A 16657-nucleotide genomic window follows, 5' to 3' on the forward strand; every position below is an offset into this window, starting at 1 on the left:
TCGGGGAATGGAACGTCGATAGCAAGGCAGACCTCCGGTGGCAGTGATGCTTTGTCGAAAAAAGCTCGCTGGCCAACCGGATCGAAACGGTCTGCTTGCTGGACGAGAAGAATTATAGGAGTCGCGCCCGGCGGCTCCAGCGCCGGCTTACACGGCGCTGCGATGTCTGGCCATGCAGGTGTCGAGCACCTCGCCGCCGTCGCGCTGCCACCAGTCGAGCGTCGAAAAGATCTCCACCTCGCTGAAACCGTCGAAGCCCGCCGCCTCGACCCAGCCACGGATCTTCTTCAGCTCGACGATGCCGTCGCCCATCATCCCGCGGTCGCTCAGGAGGTCACGTGTGGGTGTGAGCCAGTCGCACACGTGGTACGCCAGCAAGCGCGCCTTGCCGGCGCGAGCGATCTGCTGCTGCAGCTTCGGGTCCCACCACACGTGGTAGATGTCGAGCGCGACGCCGAGCAGGCCGCTCTTGCCGGGGTCGAGGTCGTCGCACACGTCGAGCGCGTGCTCGAGCGTGTTGATGCAGGCGCGGTCGGCCGCCTGCATCGGGTGCAGCGGCTCGATGGCCAGCGGCATGCCGACCTCGCGTGCGTACTCGAGCGAGGCCGCGATGCCGTCGCGCACTTCGCTGCGGGCGCGAGCGATGTCGGTGTACGCGGCCTGGCCGTCGAGCGCACCGGGCAGCGCGCCGACCACCAGCACCAGGCAGGGCGCGTTCAGCGTCTTGGCCTCGTCGATGGCGCGGCGGTTGTCGTCCAGCGCAGCCTTGAGGCCCGCTGCATCCGGCGCGGGAAAGAAGCCGCCACGGCAGTAGCCCGACAGGCCGATGCCGTGCGCCTTCAGCTGGGCCGCGATCTTGTCGAGCCCGACGGCTGCGACTTGGTCGCGCCACGGGCTGATCGCGCGGATGCCGCGTTCGGCGCACTGGTCGATGATCCGGTCGAGCGGCACCTCGGCGCCGCGCTGCTTGCGCACGGTCGCGGTGTTGATCGACAGCCAGTCGTGGTTCTGCGAGAAGTCACGCATCGTGGTCACTCGACGCCGTGCATCGCGAGCAGCGTCTTCATGCGCCGCACCGCCAGTTCCGGCTGCTCCAGCACGTTGGCCGCATCGGCCAGCCGGAACAGTTCGGCGAAGTGCTGCAGCGAGCGCGTGCTCTGCTGGCCGCCGACCATCGTGAAGTGCGTCTGGTGGCCGTTGAGCCAGGCCATGAACACCACGCCGGTCTTGTAGAAGCGCGTGGGCGCCGCGAAGATGTGGCGCGACAGCGGCACCGTCGGGCCGAGGATGGCGTGGAACTTCTCGACGTGGCCCATCGCGAGCTCACCGAGCGCCGAGCTCGCGGCCGGCGCGATGGCGTCGAAGATGCCCAGCAGTGCGTCGCTTTGCCCGTGCATCGGCTCTCTGCCATGACCGTCGCCCGCGATGAGTTCCGCGTAGTTGAAGTCGTCGCCCGTGTACATCCGCACGCCTGATGGCAGGCGGCGGCGCATGGCGATCTCTTTGTCTTTGTCGAGCAGGGAGATCTTGATGCCATCGACCTTGTCCGGGTGCGCCGCGATGATGCCGACCGCCGTGTCCATGGCGGCATCGACGTTCGACGTGCCCCAGTAGCCGGCCAGCGCGGGATCGAACATCTCGCCAAGCCAGTGCAGCACGACGGGCTGCTTGGCCTGCGACAGGATGCGGTCGTACACGCGCTCGTAGTCTGCGGGGCTCTTCGCGACACGGGCGAGCGCGCGGCTCGCCATCACGATCAGCTTGCCGCCGAGCTTCTCGATGGCCGCCATCTGCGCTTCGTAGCCGCGGATCACGTCGTCGACGCTCTTCACGTCGTCGAGGTTCAGGTGGTCGGTGCCGCAGCCCGAGGCGACCAGTGCGCCGGGGACTTCCTTCGCCGCATCGAGCGAGCGGCGGATCAGCTCCAGCGAGGTCGGCCAGTCCAGGCCCATGCCGCGCTGCGCCGTGTCCATCGCTTCGGCCACGCCCAAGCCCAGCGACCAGAGGTGCCGGCGATAGGCGATGGTGGTGTCCCAGTCGATGGCGGCCTGCAGCCACGGGTCGACCACGGCGAGCGGGTCGGCCACGACGTGCGCGGCCGAGTAGGCGATGCGGTTGAACTTGACGCCAGCGGGCGGCTTCACCGGCACGCTGCCGTGCAGCGTGTACGGAGAAAGCGAGCCGTTCGCGCTCGGCAGGGTGAGGGTCAGTGCCATGGCGTCGCTCCTCAGACCTTCAGCGCGGGCACGTCGACCCAGCGACGGTCTTTCCACGATTCGAGCGCGGCCTCGACCAGCTGCACGCCCTTGGCGCCTTCGGGCAGCGTCCACTTGTACGGCTCGTTCTCGACCACGTGGCGGATGAAGTGTTCCCACTGGATCTTGAAGCCGTTGTCGTAGACCTGCGAATCCGGGATCTCCTGCCACTGGTCCATGAAATTCATCATCTGCTTCTCGTCGGGATTCCACACCGGGCGCGGTGTGGCGACGCGCGACTGGGCGCGGCAGCTCGAGAGGCCGGCGACGGCGGAGCCGTGCGTGCCGTCGACGTGGAAAGTCACGAGGTCGTCGCGGCGCACGCGCGTGGCCCAGCTCATGTTCAGCTGAGCGACCACGGGCTCGCCGTTGTGGCCGATCAGCTCGCAGGTGGCATAGGCGGCGTCGTCGGCGGTGGCGTCGTAGGGCTTGCCTTCTTCGTCCCAGCGCGTCGGAATGTGCGTCACACCGAGGCAACTCACCGACTTCACTTCGCCGAACAGGTTGTCCAGCACGTAGCGCCAGTGGCACATCATGTCCAGGATCATCCCGCCGCCGTCTTCCTTGCGGTAGTTCCACGAAGGGCGCTGAATGGGTTGCAGGTCGCCCTCGAACACCCAGTAGCCGAACTCCAGGCGCACGCTCAGCATGCGGCCGAAGAAGCCGGCGCGGCGCAGCATGTCGAGCTTGCGCAGACCGGGGAGGAAAAGCTTGTCCTGCACGGCGCCGTGCTTCAAACCCGAACCCTCCGCAAGGCGTGCGATCTCGACCGCTTCGTTCAGGTTGGTCGCGATCGGCTTCTCGCAGTACACGTGCTTGCCGGCGCGGATCGCCTTGGCCAGCAGGGTGGGGCGCATCTGCGTGGTGCCGGCGTCGAAGAAGATCGTGTCGTCAGGGTTGGCGAGCGCCGCGTCGAGGTCGGTGCCCCACCGCGCGATGCCGTGCTTCTTGGCCAGCGCTTCCATCTTCTCGGCGTTGCGGCCGATGAGGATCGGGTCAGGCATGACCTTGTCGCCGTTGCTGAGCGTCACGCCGCCTTGCGCACGGATGGCGCAGATGGAGCGGATCAAGTGCTGGTTCATGCCCATGCGTCCGGTGACGCCGTGCATGATGAGTCCGAGTCGTTGTGTAGCCATGGTTTCTCTGCTTGCGGGGTGGGTGTGGATGTTTATTGCGGCGACAGGCCGGCGGCCTTCACCAGCTTGGCGTTGCTGCCGATCTCTTCCTTGATGTAGGCGTCGAACTGCGCGGGCTGCAGCGTCCAGGCGTCGGCGCCGAGCTTCAGGAAGCGCTCCTTCACCTCGGGCGTGGCCAGCGCCTTCACGACCTCGTCGTGCAGGCGGGTGACGATGTCGCGCGGCGTCTTGGCCGGCGCCATCATTCCGATCCAGAAGTTGAACTCCGAGCCGGGCACGCCGGCTTCGGCGGTGGTCGGCACATCGGGCAGCGCGGCCGCGCGCTTGGGCGAGCCGACGGCCAGTGCCAGCAGCGAGCCTTCCTTGATCTGGCCGATGACCGGCGCGATGGGCGAGAAGTAGTAGTCGACGCGGCCCGAGAGCACTTCGGTCACCGCATCGGCCGAGCCCTTGAACGGGATGTTGGTCGCGTCGATGTTGGCGGCCATCTTGAACTTCTCGGCGTTCAGGTGCGTCGCGCTGCCCTGGCCGGCCGAGGCGAAGTTGATGGTGCCCGGCTTGGCCTTGGCGGCGGCCACCAGGTCCTTGAGCGTCTTGATGTTCTTCGACGGCGAGATCACCAGCGCGTTCGGCAGCGTGGAGATCGGCGTGACACCGGCGAAGTCGCCCATGGTGTCGAAAGGCAGCTTGGCAAAGGTCGACGGGCTCACCGTGTGCGAGGACGAGTGAATCATGATCGTGTAGCCGTCGGGTGCGGCCGTGGCCACGGCCTGCTGGCCGATCGTGCCGCTGGCACCGCCGCGGTTATCGATCACCAGCGTCTGACCCATGCTCTGGCCCATCTTGTCGGCGATGGCGCGGGCGATGATGTCCGTCGTGCTGCCGGCCGCGAAGGGCACGATCACGCGGATCGGCTTGGTCGGGTAGCCGTTCTGCGCGAGCGCACTGTGGGACGTCAGGGCGGCGATGCAGACCAGGGAGGTGGTCGCGGCGAGGCGGGCAAAAGTGGTCATGAGGGTCTCCGTTGGTTTCTTGGGTGCACCTGCGCGGGCGCTCGGTGAACTTGTTAATTCACCAGATGGTGAATTGAGGGTAATTCTCGGCGGGTGTTGGGCGACGGTCAATTGCCGTGCGGCAGACCCGCGTCAGGGATTACCCGAGCGTGATGGCCGGCGCGGGCTGGCGTTCAGTAGGTCGGCCCCATGGCATCCCAGCGGATGCCGGCACCGCGCTCGCCAGTGGCGAAACCCGTCGTGTCGAGCGACGACAAGTCGATCTGTCCGCCGACGATGCGCAGGCGCACTGCGCCGTGGCTCTCGGCGTACAGCGCCGGGTGCCGCGTGGCGAAGGCGCGCTGCTCATCGGCCGGCAGCGCGGCCATGCCGTCGACATAGTGGTGGCCGTTGCGTTCGACGTGGGTGAGCCCGAGCCAGCCGACCAGCGCGAGGTCTTGCTGCAGCCCGACACCGGCCTGCATCGTCAGGTCTTCGCCCGACAGGAACAGCGCCTCGCCCTGGGCGCGAGCGTGCGCGCAGCGCGCCGCATTGACGATGGATTTGTAGAAGCCCTTGCAGCTTTTGCTCGACACGCCGGTGTAGCCGAGCGCGCGGGCCTGCAGGAAGCTCTCCAGCGTCGCGTCTGACTCGTCGATGAGCAGCGGCATGCGAGCCGATGCGGCGCGCACGTCGCGCTCAAGTGCGTGTGCGCGCTGGATGGGCTGCTCGATGAATGCCGTGCGCCCCGCCATCGTCTTCAGTCGTGGTTCGCCGAGGAAGGCGTCGAGGAACTGAGAGAAGGCTTCGACGTCTCCGTACTGTTCGTTGCCATCGAGCGTGACCAACTCGGCCTGCGCATCGATCACCTCGGCGATGCGCGCCAGTCGGTCGATGTCGGCGCGCGTGTCGCCCGACAGCTTGAGCTTGAAGTGGCGGTGACCATAGCGCGCGATGGCACCCTCGAGCGAACCAGGCAATCCGTCGTGCGGCGCGGCATCGCCGATGTCCGAATCGCGAATGGCATCGGCCAGGCCGACGGTGTGGCGTGCGGCGATCGAGCTGCGTCCGCGCGGCTGCGCGAGAAAGCCGTCGAGGTCGAAGCCTTGCAGGTCCGGCGCCAGACCGTGGCGTGCCAGGTCGATGCCGGCGATATTGCGGGCCATCGCGTTGCCGAAGCCGCAGCCCCCGTGCAGGCACACGGCGTCGAGCACGGCGCGGTCGATCAATGCGGGGCCGTAGCTGGCAACCAGGGGCAACAGGCCCTGGCGTGAGCCCATCGCCAGCACGTCCTCGTAGTGCTCGGCGAAGTGGTCCCACGCGCATTGCGCCGCGCCGGTCGTGGTGTAGGCCTCGCGTGCGTTGCGCAACGCTTGCCGCAATTGTTCAAAGTTCTGCTCGTTCGACAGCGCCGGGTTCTTGTCGAACCACTTGGGAATCATCATCTCCGCCGCGCAACCTTCGCTGGTGCGGCCGTCCTCGAAGCGGATGCGCGCGCGCACATAGACCTGCGGGCAGGCGGTGACGGTCACGGCGCCAAACCGGAAGGGGAGCCGCAGCCGGACCTCGCGCTCTGTGAAGCGAATGTCGTCGATGTGGAAGCGGGGCGCCGCAGGGGTCATGTGCAATCTCCAGCGCGCGCGGCTCAGTGGTCGAGGATGCCTTGCGAGAAGAAGTGCGCCCGGATCGTCTTGGCGTACTCGCCGAAGGCGGCGGAGCCCATGATGTCCAGCGGGCGCTCGCGTGGCAGGTCGATGTCGTAGACGGCAGCGATGGTGCCCGGCCGCTCGCTCATCACGATGACGCGGTCCGACAGGTACACCGCTTCGGGAATGCTGTGCGTGATGAGCATCACCGTCTTGCCCGACGCGGCCCAGATGCGGCGCAGCTCGAGGTTCATCTTCTCGCGCGTCATGGCGTCGAGCGCGCCGAAGGGCTCGTCCATCAGCAGCACGGTCGGATCGTGCAGCAGGGCGCGGCAGATCGACGCGCGCTGCTGCATGCCGCCGGAGAGTTGCCACGGGTACTTGCCCTCGAAGCCGGTCAGCCCGGCCATCGCGATCAGCTCGGCGGCCCGTGCGCGCGCCGCGGCCATCGGCATGCGGCGGATCTCGGCCTGCAGCAGGATGTTGTCGAGCACGCTGCGCCAGGCCAGCAGCACGGCGCTCTGGAACACGATGCCCACATCCTTCTGCGCACCCCGGATCGGCTTGCCCGACAGCGTGAGCGAGCCGGCGGTGATTGGCAGCAGCCCGGCCACCATCTTCAGCAGCGTGCTCTTGCCGCAGCCCGACGGGCCGACGACCGAGACGAACTCGCAGCGGCGGATCGCGAAGTCGAGCGGCCTGAGCGATTCGACCGGGCCGTCTTTGGTGGCGTAGACCTTGGTGACGCCGCGGGCTTCGATCAGGACATCGGACATGGGGGCTACGTCAGTTCGCAGGAAGAAAGTCGAGCGTCACGTAGTCTTCGGGCTTGCCGCGCGTGGCGGCGTCCATGCCACCGTACTGCACCAGCAGGTCGAGCGAATCGTTGACGTTCTTCATGCTCACGCGGAAGGGGCGCTGGTTGGCGGTTTCCTTGGTGTGGTACAGCGCAATGCTCTGCTTCATGCCGACGATCAGCGTGTCGCGCACGCCGGCCTTGGGGTTGGCCTTGAGCATCGCGTCGACCGCGGCCTCGGGGCTCTTCTCGGCGGCTTCTGCCGCCTTGGTGGACGCGCGCATGAAGCGCTTGACCAGATCGGGGTTCTCGGTCAGCAGGTTCTTGTTGGTGATGATCCCGGAGCTGATCTGGTTCACGCCCGAATCGGCGAAGCGGATCGGCGTCACCGGCTTGCCCGTGGCGTCCTGCAGCTTGATGGCCTGGTCCATCACGTAGCCCAGCAGCAGGTCGGCCTGGCCGTTCATCACGGCATTGAGCTTGGTCTGGCCGTCGCCCGAAACGATCTTCACCTGGTCGGGCTTGATGTCGTTGACCTTGAGGAACAGCGGCCACATCTGCGACATCGAGTCGCCCGGCGTGGTCGCCACCGTCTTGCCGATGATGTCCTTCGGTGTCTTGATGTTCTTCTCGGTGAAGCCCATCACCGACATCGGGCTCACCTGGAACAGCACGCCCGTCGACTTGAGCGGCGCGCCCTTGGCAGCGGCCTTGATCATGGTCGTGACGTCGATGTAGCCGAAGGTCGCCGACTTCGCGGCGACGGCCTGCGCCGTGACGGCCGAGCCGCGGCCTTCCTGGATGTCGAGGTCGATGCCTTCCTCGGCATAGAAGCCGCGTTCCTTGCCGAGGAAGAAGGGCGCGTGCTCGCTGTAGAGGTACCAGTTGAGCATCAGCGTGACCTTCTCGGGCGCCTTCGTCTGCGCGTGGGCCGGTGCGGCGGCCATGAGCACCGCGGTGGCAGTGGCGGCGATCAGTGTGGGGAGCAGTCTCTTCATGGTGTTGTCTCCGGTGGTCTCTGTGTGTAGGAATGAAGAAGGGCGGTGCTCAGTGCACCTGGCGCTGCGAAGCGTGCCAGGGAATCATCAGTCGCTCGGCCAGGTCGACGGCGACGAACAGGACCACGCCGATGCTCGACAGCACGACCAGCGCGGCGAACATCAGCGGCAAGTCGAAGTTGCCGTTGGCCACCTGCAGCACGTAGCCGATGCCCGAGTTGGAGCCGACGAATTCGCCGACCACGGCACCGACCACGGCCAGCGTGACCGACACCTTCAGGCCGCTGAAGATGGCGGGCAGCGCGTGCGGCAGGCTGATCTTGAAGAAGGTCTGCAGGCGGCTCGCGCCCATCGAGCGGGCCAGGTCGAGCATGTCGGGCTCCACCGACTTGAAGCCCATCACCGTCGACACGACCACCGGGAAGAAGCCCAGCAGGAATGCCGAGATCACCTTCGGGAAGATCCCGAAGCCGAACCACACGACGAACAGCGGTGCGATGGCGACTTTCGGAATGCTCTGCGAGAACACCAGCAGCGGATACACGTACGACTCGACGAGCCGCGAGTACGCGATGACCATGGCCATCGGGATGCCGATGATGATCGTGAGGCCGAAGCCGCCGAGCGTGGCGAGCGTAGTCTTCCAGCTCTCGCTCAGCAGCCGCGGCCATTCGGCGATGAGCTGCTTGACGACCTCGAGCGGCGGTGGGATCAGGTAGGCCGGGATCTTGAACAGCCGGATGGCCAGGTCCCACAGCACCAGGAGCACGACGATGAGAAAGAACGGGCGCAGGGCCGGTTGCAGCAGAAGTCTGCGAAGCATCGAGCGTTGTCTCCGGGGGACGCGCGCGTCACGTCGACTGCGCGCTTAAATCACCAATCGGTGAATTGTTGGAGCGTGGCCGATGCGGTGTCAACGACACCTAGGGAAAGCACGGGGCGGGTGCGCGTCAGCGCAGCACGTAGCCGAGCACGAGTTCCGTCATGTGCGACAGACGTGTCGCCAGCGCCTTGGGCGCGCGCAGGTCGCGGCCGAAGATGGCCGAGAGCGTGGCGTTGTTCGACAGGTAGAAGTAGCAGATCGAAGCGATCGAGATGTAGAGCTGGATCGGGTCGACGCCGTCGCGGAACAGGCCTTGCTGCCGGCCGCGCTCGAGGACATCGGCCAACAGCTGCACCAGCGGCGAGTTCATTTCCTGGATGCGCGCCGACTGCTTCAGGTGCACGGCCTGGTGCAGGTTCTCGCTGTTGAGCAGCGTGATGAACTCCGGATGCTCGAGGTAGTAGTGCCAGGTGAAGGACACCAGCTGCCGTACTGCCTCCACCGGGTCCATCGCGTCGAGGTGCAATGCCTGCTCGGCGGCACGGATGTCGGCATAGGTGCGCTCGAGCACCGCGAGGAAGAGGTCGTCCTTGTTGCTGAAGTAGTAGTAGATCAGCCGCTTGTTCACGCCCGCCTGCTCGGCGATGCGGTCGACCCGCGCGCCGGCGAAGCCGTACTGTGCGAACTCGGCCAGCGCCGCGCCGAGGATGGTCGACTGGGATTTGTCGGCGTCGCGCAGGCGCGGAGAGGAGGACGGGGAGGCCATGGTTCTGGTGCTGACGGACTGACGGACCGGGACGGGAATTATGGAGACGAAAAAAAAGCCGGCGGGTGCCGGCTTTCTCGATGCAGCGCACGGGGCGCTGCGGGGCTCACTTGACGTGCTTGCCGATCAGGGCGGCGAGCTCGAACATCGAGACTTGCGCCTTGCCGAAGATTTCCTTCAGCTTGGCGTCTGCGTTGATGTTGCGCTTGTTGGCCTTGTCTTGCAGGTTGTTCTTCTTGATGTAGTCCCACAGCTTGCTGACCACGGCGGTGCGCGGCAGCGGCGTCGAGCCGACGACAGCGGCGAGAGCCGGGCTGGGGGTCAGTGCCTTCATGAAGGCGGCGTTGGGCGTGCGCTTCTTGGCGGGTGCGGCCTTCTTGGCCGGAGCGGCCTTCTTGGCGGGCGCAGCCTTCTTCGCCGGAGCGGCCTTCTTCGCAGGTGCTGCTGCCTTCTTGGCCGGTGCAGCCTTTTTCGCGGGAGCCTTTTTGGCCGGAGCCTTCTTTGCAGTTGCCATGGTTGATTTCCTTTTTTGGTTGGTTTCACCAATGAAAAGCTGCGTCTCCACTGGCAGAGCGCATGCTAAAGGAGAAAAAACGCGTTTCCAAGGGAAAACGGGACTTTTTCATTGGGCGCTGTTGTTTTTTCAGAGGGGAAAGTGCCGCCACGATCACTCGTGTCGCCGTGTCGCATGCTCAGTGTGGATTCAGCGTCGCCGCGCGTGATGGCCAAGTGGCCAAAACGACGCCCGCCAACGCCATCGCAAAGGCGCCGATCTGCGCTCCGCTGAGCGTTTCTCCCAGCACCACGACACCGACGACGGCGGCGCTGACGGGCAGCATCACGGTGAACACGCCGGCTTGCGACGCCGGTACGCGCTGCAGGCCGGTCATCCAGAGCCACACGGTCCAGATGCTCGCGGCCAGCGCATACACGACGAGCAGTGCCCAGATGCCGGTGCTGACTGCACCGAAGTCGAAGCGCATCGCGAACCAGATGCCGAAAGGCGTCGACAGCACGAAGCCCCAGAGGTTGATGAGCGACGAGATGCGCTTGGGGCCGAGCCGCCCCGTCAATGACTTGCCGATGACGGCATACGCCGCTTCGCAGAGCACCGCGCAGAAGACCAGCACATTGCCGAGCCACGGCATCGACGCGCGCGGCGCGGCGCCGTCGGCGGGCGCATGCGCGGGCGTCAGCGCCAGCAGACCGATGCCGATGGCGGCGCAGCCGATGGCCATGCCGATGCGCCAGCCGACGCGTTCACGCAGGAAGAGCCAGCTTGCGATGGCGACCACGGCGGGGATCGACGCCATGATCACGCCAGCAGACACCGCACTCGTGAGGCTGACGCCGTAGAGCATGCAGATCGAGAACATGAAGTTGCCGAGGAAGGATTCGAGGAACACGAGTCCGCGCGTGCGCCGGGTCATCGGTGGCTCGTCGGCCGGCCGACGCAGCCAGTGCGGCATGGCCAGCGCGGCGACGCCGAAGCGCAGCCACGCGAGCAGCAGCACGGGAAACGCGGCGACCAGCGGCTTGGAGAGCGCCACGTAGGCGCCTACCAGGGACATGCTCAGGGCCAGACAACCATAGGCGATGAGGCGGCGGGGATCGTGGACGGCAGAGCTCACTAGACTGGCGATCGATGCTGGAGATTGGATTTCGATGATGCCCCAACCGGAAGAAGCGAGCCGCCATGTGTTCGTCTACGGCACGCTGCGCCGCGGGGAGCGCAACGACATCGCGCGCTACCGACCGCTGCCGCTGTTCGTCGGCCATGCGTCGGTCGAGGGTCGTCTGTACGACCTGGGCGCCTACCCCGGGATCGTGCTCGGCGAGGGCGGTTGTGTGGTGGGCGAGGTGTATCGGATCACGGCCGAGGTCGAGGCCGCGCTCGACATCCTCGAAGAGGTGAAGGCCGATGGGTCGGGCGAATACCGCAAGAAGGACGTGCCGGTGGTCGTGGCCGAGCAAACGCTGTGCTGTCTGGTCTATGAGATCCATCCGGAGCGGTTGGTCGGCCGACACCTGATCGCCAACGGCGATTGGCGCACACGTTGACCCTCGAATTTCATTCGCAGAAACGCATGCCGCAATGCGGAATGCGCCAATGCTGCAGCGCAGTATTTTTTCTCGATATGAGAAACCGGTTTTCGCATGGAGGAATTTGAGAGATAAGCCTTTGATTTGATTGATGAAAATATATGTCTTATATAAGACATAAGACAGAAGTCTCGGCATACAGTGGATGCCAAGGCCCAACGCCTTTCCATCTCAATCAACCGCAACGGAGTCACCATGCCGCAGACCCTCACCGAACAACTCAGCCGTGAACAGCAGATCGCCGCCCTTGAGAAAGACTGGGCCACGAACCCGCGCTGGAAGGGCATCAAGCGCGGCTACACCGCTGCAGAAGTCGTGCGGCTGCGCGGTTCGTTTCCCATCGAGCACACCCTGGCGCGCCGCGGCGCCGAGAAGCTTTGGGACCTCGTGCACAGCGAGCCTTACGTGAACTGCCTCGGCGCGCTCACGGGCGGCCAGGCCATGCAGCAGGTCAAGGCCGGCATCAAGGCCATCTACCTGTCGGGCTGGCAGGTCGCAGCCGACAACAACAGCTATGCGTCGATGTACCCGGACCAGTCGCTGTACCCGGTCGACTCGGTGCCGACGGTGGTCGAGCGCATCAATAACACCTTCCGTCGTGCCGACGAGATCCAGTGGTCGAAGGGCACCAACCCGGGCGATGCAGGCTACGTCGACTACTTCGCGCCGATCGTGGCGGACGCCGAGGCCGGTTTCGGCGGCGTGCTCAACGCCTTCGAGCTGATGAAGGCCATGATCAAGGCCGGCGCCGGTGGCGTGCACTTCGAAGATCAGCTCGCATCGGTGAAGAAGTGCGGTCACATGGGCGGCAAGGTGCTGGTGCCGACGACCGAGGCCGTGCAGAAGCTCATCGCCGCGCGCATGGCGGCCGACGTGTGCGGCACGCCGACCTTGGTCATCGCCCGCACCGACGCCGAAGCCGCCGACCTGATCACCAGCGACTACGACGAGAACGACAAGCCCTTCATCACCGGCGAGCGCACGGCCGAGGGCTTCTATCGCACGAAGAAGGGCATGGACCAGGCCATCAGCCGCGCCGTGGCCTACGCGCACTATGCCGACCTGGTGTGGTGCGAAACCGGCACGCCCGACCTCGAGTTCGCCCGCAAGTTCGCCGAGGCCGTGCACAAGGTGCACCCGGGCAAGCTGCTGGCGTACAACTGCTCGCCGTCCTTCAACTGGAAGAAGAACCTCGACGACGCGACCATCGCCAAGTTCCAGAAGGAACTGGGTGCGATGGGCTACAAGTACCAGTTCATCACGCTGGCGGGCATCCACTCGATGTGGTTCAACATGTTCGATTTGGCGCAGGACTACGCGCAGCGTGGCATGTCGGCTTATGTCGAGAAGGTGCAGGAACCCGAGTTCGCCGCTCGCGAGCGCGGCTACACCTTCGTGTCGCATCAGCAGGAAGTCGGCACCGGCTACTTCGACGAGGTGACCACGGTCATCCAGGGCGGTAAGTCCAGCGTCACGGCACTGACCGGATCGACCGAGGAAGAGCAGTTCCACTGAGGCCGTTCCGCTGTCGCATCCGAGCCCGGCCCACGCCGGGCTTTTTCGTGCTGCGGATAGAATCGCGAGCTTCTGTCTCCCCTACAAGAGCGAGAAAGGCAATCTGGTTATGACACCGCGAACTACGACCCGTGCTACTTGCGGCGCTTCCCTCGAAGGGGCGCGCCGGTAATCCGCGCACAGCTGGTCTGCCAGTCGTATCACCAGAGCAAAGCGCGGTCTCCCGCGCTTTTTTGTTTTTCAGTCCGAGGTTTTTCCATGATCCAGATCACGCTTCCTGACAACTCGCGGCGCGAGTACCCCGGCCCGGTGTCGGTGGCCGACGTGGCCCAATCCATCGGCCCCGGCCTGGCGAAGATGACGGTGGCCGGCAAGGTCGACGGCAAGCTGGTCGATGCCAGCGACATCATCGACCACGACGCCAAGCTGCAGATCATCACGCCGAAGGACGAGGAAGGCCTCGAGATCATTCGCCACTCGACGGCCCACCTGGTCGGCCACGCGGTCAAGCAGCTGTACCCGACGGCCAAGATGGTGATCGGGCCCGTGATCGACGAGGGCTTCTACTACGACATCTCCTACGAGCGCCCCTTCACGCCGGAAGACATGACGGCGATCGAGGAGCGCATGAAGGCGCTGATCGCGCAGGACTACGACGTCGTCAAGAAGATGACGCCCCGTGCCGAGGTGATCGAGGTCTTCACGTCGCGCGGCGAGGACTACAAGCTGCGCCTGGTCGAGGACATGCCCGACGAGCAGGCCATGGGCCTCTACTACCACCAGGAATACGTCGACATGTGTCGCGGGCCCCACGTGCCGAACACGCGTTTCCTGAAGGTCTTCAAGCTCACGAAGCTGGCCGGTGCCTACTGGCGCGGCGACGCCAAGAACGAGCAGCTGCAGCGCATCTACGGCACGGCCTGGGCCGACAAGAAGCAGCTCGAGCAGTACATCCAGCGCATCGAGGAAGCCGAGAAGCGCGACCACCGCAAGCTGGGCAAGGAACTCGACCTGTTCCACATCGACGAAGTAGCGCCGGGCGTGGTGTTCTGGCACCCCAAGGGTTGGGCGGTGTGGCAGGCGGTCGAGCAGTACATGCGCGCCATCTACCGCGACACGGGCTACTGGGAAGTGAAGGGCCCGCAAATCCTCGACAAGAGCCTGTGGGAGAAGACGGGCCACTGGCAGAACTACCGCGACAACATGTTCACGACGGAATCGGAGAAGCGTGAATATGCGCTCAAGCCGATGAACTGCCCGGGCCATGTGCTGATCTTCAAGAGCGACTTGCGCAGCTACCGCGACCTGCCGCTGCGCTACGGCGAGTTCGGCCAGTGCCACCGCAACGAGCCCAGCGGTGCGCTGCACGGGATCATGCGCGTGCGCGGCTTCACGCAGGACGACGGCCACATCTTCTGCACGGAAGACCAGATCCTGGAAGAGTGCGTCAACTACACGGCGCAGTTGCAGAAGGTGTACGCCGACTTCGGCTTCACGGACATCCTCTACAAGGTCGCGACGCGGCCCGACAACCGCGTCGGCTCGGACGAACTGTGGGACAAGGCCGAGCACGCGGTCATGGAGGCGCTGCGCCGTTCGGGTGTGGACTTCGTCATCTCGCCCGGCGACGGTGCCTTCTACGGCCCGAAGATCGAGTACACGCTGAAGGACGCGCTGGGCCGTCAATGGCAGTGCGGCACGATGCAGGTGGACTTCAACACGGCCGAGCGCCTGGGCGGCGAATACGTGACGGAGACGAGCGGTCGCGCGCACCCGGTGATGCTTCACCGCGCCATTGTCGGCAGCCTCGAGCGCTTCATCGGCATGCTGATCGAACACCACTCCGGCGCGCTGCCCGCATGGCTGGCACCCGTGCATGTCGCAGTGCTCAATATCAGCGAGGGACAGGCCGACTACGCAGCATCAGTGGCGAAAGCGCTGCAGAATCAAGGGCTTAGAGTTCAGCTCGACCTGCACAACGAGAAGATTACGTATAAAATACGCAAGCATTCGTTGCAAAAGCTCCCGTACATCCTAGTCGTAGGCGACAAGGAGAAGGAAGCAGGTGCCGTCGCAGTGCGCGCCCGAGGCAATGTTGACCTCGGTGCCATGTCGGTAGAGGCGTTCTCCCAAAAGATCGCCGACGACATTCAACACAAACGCTGATTTTCTCGAGAAGTCCGTTTGTGGCGCGTGGATTCGACGGCGTTAGCTACATTTTTTGTAGCAAACTGATTGAAGGATTTCGACCATCGCTACTGCATTTCGCGACCGCCGCCACCGCGAGGAACGCCAACACCGCCTGAACCGGGAAATCATGGCCCCGGAAGTCCGCCTTGTCGGCCCGGAAAACGAGCCGTTGGGTGTCATGAGCATTTCCGAGGCTTTGCGCCTGGCCGGTGAGGCCGACGTGGACCTGGTCGAGGTGGTGGCTGCGGCCAACCCCCCGGTTTGCCGCCTGATCGAGTACGGAAAGTTCAAGTACCACGAGCAGAAGAAGGCCGCCGAGGCGAAGTCGAAGCAGAAGGTCATCGAGGTCAAGGAAATCAAGTTCCGGCCCGGTACCGACGATGGCGACTACAACATCAAGATGCGCAATATCAAGCGCTTTCTTGAGGATGGTGACAAATGCAAGATCACGCTGCGCTTTCGTGGCCGCGAGATCACGCACCAGGAACTGGGCTTGGCGTTGCTCAATCGCATTCGCGACGAGCTGGCCGACTCGATCACGGTCGAGCAGTTTCCGAAGCTCGAAGGCCGCCAGATGATCATGATGATCGCGCCAGGCCGCAAGAAGCCCAACGGTGGCAGGCCGGCAACCGAAGCTGCTGCTTCGGCACCTGCGGCAACGGCTTGAGCTGGTAGAAGAAGATTTTTAGGGATTTCGCGGCGGCCCCGGTCTTCGGATCGAGGCGGCGGCGAGATGAAGAAGTGTCTCGGGGCCAACAAGTCTGCGGAGCATCTGCAGCGCCTCACGAGCACAAATTAAAGGAGCATGAACATGCCCAAAATGAAGACCAAGAGCAGCGCGAAAAAACGTTTCCGCGTTCGTCCCGGTGGCACCGTCAAGCGCGGTCAAGCCTTCAAGCGTCACATCCTGACCAAGAAGACCACCAAGAACAAGCGCCATCTGCGCGGTGCAGTGACGGTTCACGAAACCAACATGGTTTCGATGGCTGCCATGTTGCCCGGCATGGGCATTTAATTCAGACGAACAGGAGTAACACATGCCTCGCGTCAAACGTGGTGTAACGGCTCGCGCCCGCCACAAGAAAGTTCTCGCCCTCGCCAAGGGTTTCCGCGGTCGCCGCGGCAATGTCTTCCGCGTCGCCAAACAGGCGGTGATGAAGGCAGGTCAATATGCCTACCGTGACCGCCGCACCAAGAAGCGCGTGTTCCGTCAGTTGTGGATCGCGCGTATCAACGCCGCTTCCCGCGAACTGGGCATGACCTACAGCCAGTTCGCCAATGGCATCCGCAAGGCCGGTATCGAGATCGACCGCAAGGTCCTGGCCGATATCGCCGTGCACGACAAGGCCGCTTTTGCCGGCATCGTGGAGCAGATCAAGGCCAAGCTGGCTGCTTGATCCCGCACAGCAGGCTGTCGCTCTTCGGGGCGGTCGTCTG

17 protein-coding genes are annotated in these 16657 nt (G+C 64.8%); 6 read left to right on the forward strand and 11 right to left on the reverse strand.

From position 1 onward, the window contains the following. Positions 1–147: 147 nt before the first annotated feature. From ACSFA0_RS17660 to ACSFA0_RS17710, 11 genes are all read right to left on the reverse strand, one after another. The gene (locus ACSFA0_RS17660) at positions 148–1026 is read right to left on the reverse strand and encodes a sugar phosphate isomerase/epimerase family protein (protein ID WP_435451922.1); all 879 of its coding nucleotides are present in this window, start codon (positions 1024–1026) and stop codon (positions 148–150) included. A gap of 5 nt (positions 1027–1031) precedes the next feature. Further along, a complete protein-coding gene (locus ACSFA0_RS17665; protein ID WP_435451562.1) occupies positions 1032–2216 on the reverse strand; it encodes a dihydrodipicolinate synthase family protein in 1185 nt (394 codons plus the stop codon). Between the two features lie 11 nt (positions 2217–2227). Continuing rightward, on the reverse strand, positions 2228–3391 hold the full coding sequence (locus tag ACSFA0_RS17670; RefSeq protein WP_435451563.1) for a Gfo/Idh/MocA family protein: 1164 nt from the start codon (positions 3389–3391) through the stop codon (positions 2228–2230). A gap of 32 nt (positions 3392–3423) precedes the next feature. Continuing rightward, positions 3424–4404: a tripartite tricarboxylate transporter substrate binding protein gene (locus ACSFA0_RS17675; protein WP_435451564.1), complete on the reverse strand. Its 981-nt coding sequence runs from the start codon at positions 4402–4404 to the stop codon at positions 3424–3426. A 173-nt stretch (positions 4405–4577) separates the two neighbouring features. Continuing rightward, complete coding sequence (locus ACSFA0_RS17680) at positions 4578–6005, reverse strand: enolase C-terminal domain-like protein (RefSeq protein WP_435451565.1); 1428 nt, start codon at positions 6003–6005, stop codon at positions 4578–4580. Between the two features lie 23 nt (positions 6006–6028). Further along, positions 6029–6805: an ABC transporter ATP-binding protein gene (locus ACSFA0_RS17685; RefSeq protein ID WP_435451566.1), complete on the reverse strand. Its 777-nt coding sequence runs from the start codon at positions 6803–6805 to the stop codon at positions 6029–6031. Between the two features lie 10 nt (positions 6806–6815). Beyond that, on the reverse strand, positions 6816–7823 hold the full coding sequence (locus ACSFA0_RS17690) for an ABC transporter substrate-binding protein (RefSeq protein WP_435451567.1): 1008 nt from the start codon (positions 7821–7823) through the stop codon (positions 6816–6818). A gap of 49 nt (positions 7824–7872) precedes the next feature. Further along, complete coding sequence (locus ACSFA0_RS17695) at positions 7873–8646, reverse strand: ABC transporter permease (protein WP_435451568.1); 774 nt, start codon at positions 8644–8646, stop codon at positions 7873–7875. Positions 8647–8773: 127 nt separating this feature from the next. Beyond that, a complete protein-coding gene (locus ACSFA0_RS17700) occupies positions 8774–9412 on the reverse strand; it encodes a TetR/AcrR family transcriptional regulator (RefSeq protein WP_435451569.1) in 639 nt (212 codons plus the stop codon). 106 nt (positions 9413–9518) lie between these two features. Then, positions 9519–9926, reverse strand: coding sequence for an SWIB/MDM2 domain-containing protein (locus ACSFA0_RS17705; RefSeq protein WP_435451923.1), 408 nt, complete (start codon positions 9924–9926; stop codon positions 9519–9521). Positions 9927–10104: 178 nt separating this feature from the next. Next, entirely contained in the window at positions 10105–11010 is a 906-nt protein-coding gene (locus tag ACSFA0_RS17710) for a DMT family transporter (RefSeq protein ID WP_435451924.1), read from the reverse strand. 67 nt (positions 11011–11077) lie between these two features. Between ACSFA0_RS17710 and ACSFA0_RS17715 the strand changes: the two genes are divergently transcribed. The 6 genes from ACSFA0_RS17715 (at position 11078) to rplT (ending at position 16617) form a co-directional block, all read left to right on the forward strand. Continuing rightward, the gene (locus tag ACSFA0_RS17715; RefSeq protein WP_435451570.1) at positions 11078–11473 is read left to right on the forward strand and encodes a gamma-glutamylcyclotransferase family protein; all 396 of its coding nucleotides are present in this window, start codon (positions 11078–11080) and stop codon (positions 11471–11473) included. A gap of 237 nt (positions 11474–11710) precedes the next feature. After that, the gene (gene aceA / locus ACSFA0_RS17720) at positions 11711–13030 is read left to right on the forward strand and encodes an isocitrate lyase (protein WP_435451571.1); all 1320 of its coding nucleotides are present in this window, start codon (positions 11711–11713) and stop codon (positions 13028–13030) included. Positions 13031–13288: 258 nt separating this feature from the next. Then, on the forward strand, positions 13289–15196 hold the full coding sequence (thrS, locus tag ACSFA0_RS17725) for a threonine--tRNA ligase (RefSeq protein ID WP_435451572.1): 1908 nt from the start codon (positions 13289–13291) through the stop codon (positions 15194–15196). A 76-nt stretch (positions 15197–15272) separates the two neighbouring features. Beyond that, positions 15273–15887, forward strand: coding sequence for a translation initiation factor IF-3 (gene infC / locus ACSFA0_RS17730; RefSeq protein WP_435451925.1), 615 nt, complete (start codon positions 15273–15275; stop codon positions 15885–15887). A 144-nt stretch (positions 15888–16031) separates the two neighbouring features. Next, entirely contained in the window at positions 16032–16235 is a 204-nt protein-coding gene (rpmI, locus tag ACSFA0_RS17735; RefSeq protein WP_132733279.1) for a 50S ribosomal protein L35, read from the forward strand. A gap of 22 nt (positions 16236–16257) precedes the next feature. Further along, positions 16258–16617, forward strand: coding sequence for a 50S ribosomal protein L20 (gene rplT / locus ACSFA0_RS17740; protein ID WP_140842613.1), 360 nt, complete (start codon positions 16258–16260; stop codon positions 16615–16617). Positions 16618–16657: the final 40 nt, after the last annotated feature.

This window comes from Variovorax restrictus (assembly GCF_051216715.1).
In the GTDB taxonomy this organism is placed as follows: domain Bacteria; phylum Pseudomonadota; class Gammaproteobacteria; order Burkholderiales; family Burkholderiaceae_C; genus Variovorax.

Bases quoted from the DNA above. Each gene is read 5' to 3' on its own strand.
- ACSFA0_RS17660 (WP_435451922.1), bottom strand. From the start codon at position 1,026: ATGCGTGACTTCTCGCAGAACCACGACTGGCTGTCGATCAACACCGCG.
- ACSFA0_RS17665 (WP_435451562.1), bottom strand. From the start codon at position 2,216: ATGGCACTGACCCTCACCCTGCCGAGCGCGAACGGCTCGCTTTCTCCG.
- ACSFA0_RS17670 (WP_435451563.1), bottom strand. From the start codon at position 3,391: ATGGCTACACAACGACTCGGACTCATCATGCACGGCGTCACCGGACGC.
- ACSFA0_RS17675 (WP_435451564.1), bottom strand. From the start codon at position 4,404: ATGACCACTTTTGCCCGCCTCGCCGCGACCACCTCCCTGGTCTGCATC.
- ACSFA0_RS17680 (WP_435451565.1), bottom strand. From the start codon at position 6,005: ATGACCCCTGCGGCGCCCCGCTTCCACATCGACGACATTCGCTTCACA.
- ACSFA0_RS17685 (WP_435451566.1), bottom strand. From the start codon at position 6,805: ATGTCCGATGTCCTGATCGAAGCCCGCGGCGTCACCAAGGTCTACGCC.
- ACSFA0_RS17690 (WP_435451567.1), bottom strand. From the start codon at position 7,823: ATGAAGAGACTGCTCCCCACACTGATCGCCGCCACTGCCACCGCGGTG.
- ACSFA0_RS17695 (WP_435451568.1), bottom strand. From the start codon at position 8,646: ATGCTTCGCAGACTTCTGCTGCAACCGGCCCTGCGCCCGTTCTTTCTC.
- ACSFA0_RS17700 (WP_435451569.1), bottom strand. From the start codon at position 9,412: ATGGCCTCCCCGTCCTCCTCTCCGCGCCTGCGCGACGCCGACAAATCC.
- ACSFA0_RS17705 (WP_435451923.1), bottom strand. From the start codon at position 9,926: ATGGCAACTGCAAAGAAGGCTCCGGCCAAAAAGGCTCCCGCGAAAAAG.
- ACSFA0_RS17715 (WP_435451570.1), top strand. From the start codon at position 11,078: ATGATGCCCCAACCGGAAGAAGCGAGCCGCCATGTGTTCGTCTACGGC.
- aceA (WP_435451571.1), top strand. From the start codon at position 11,711: ATGCCGCAGACCCTCACCGAACAACTCAGCCGTGAACAGCAGATCGCC.
- thrS (WP_435451572.1), top strand. From the start codon at position 13,289: ATGATCCAGATCACGCTTCCTGACAACTCGCGGCGCGAGTACCCCGGC.
- rpmI (WP_132733279.1), top strand. From the start codon at position 16,032: ATGCCCAAAATGAAGACCAAGAGCAGCGCGAAAAAACGTTTCCGCGTT.
- rplT (WP_140842613.1), top strand. From the start codon at position 16,258: ATGCCTCGCGTCAAACGTGGTGTAACGGCTCGCGCCCGCCACAAGAAA.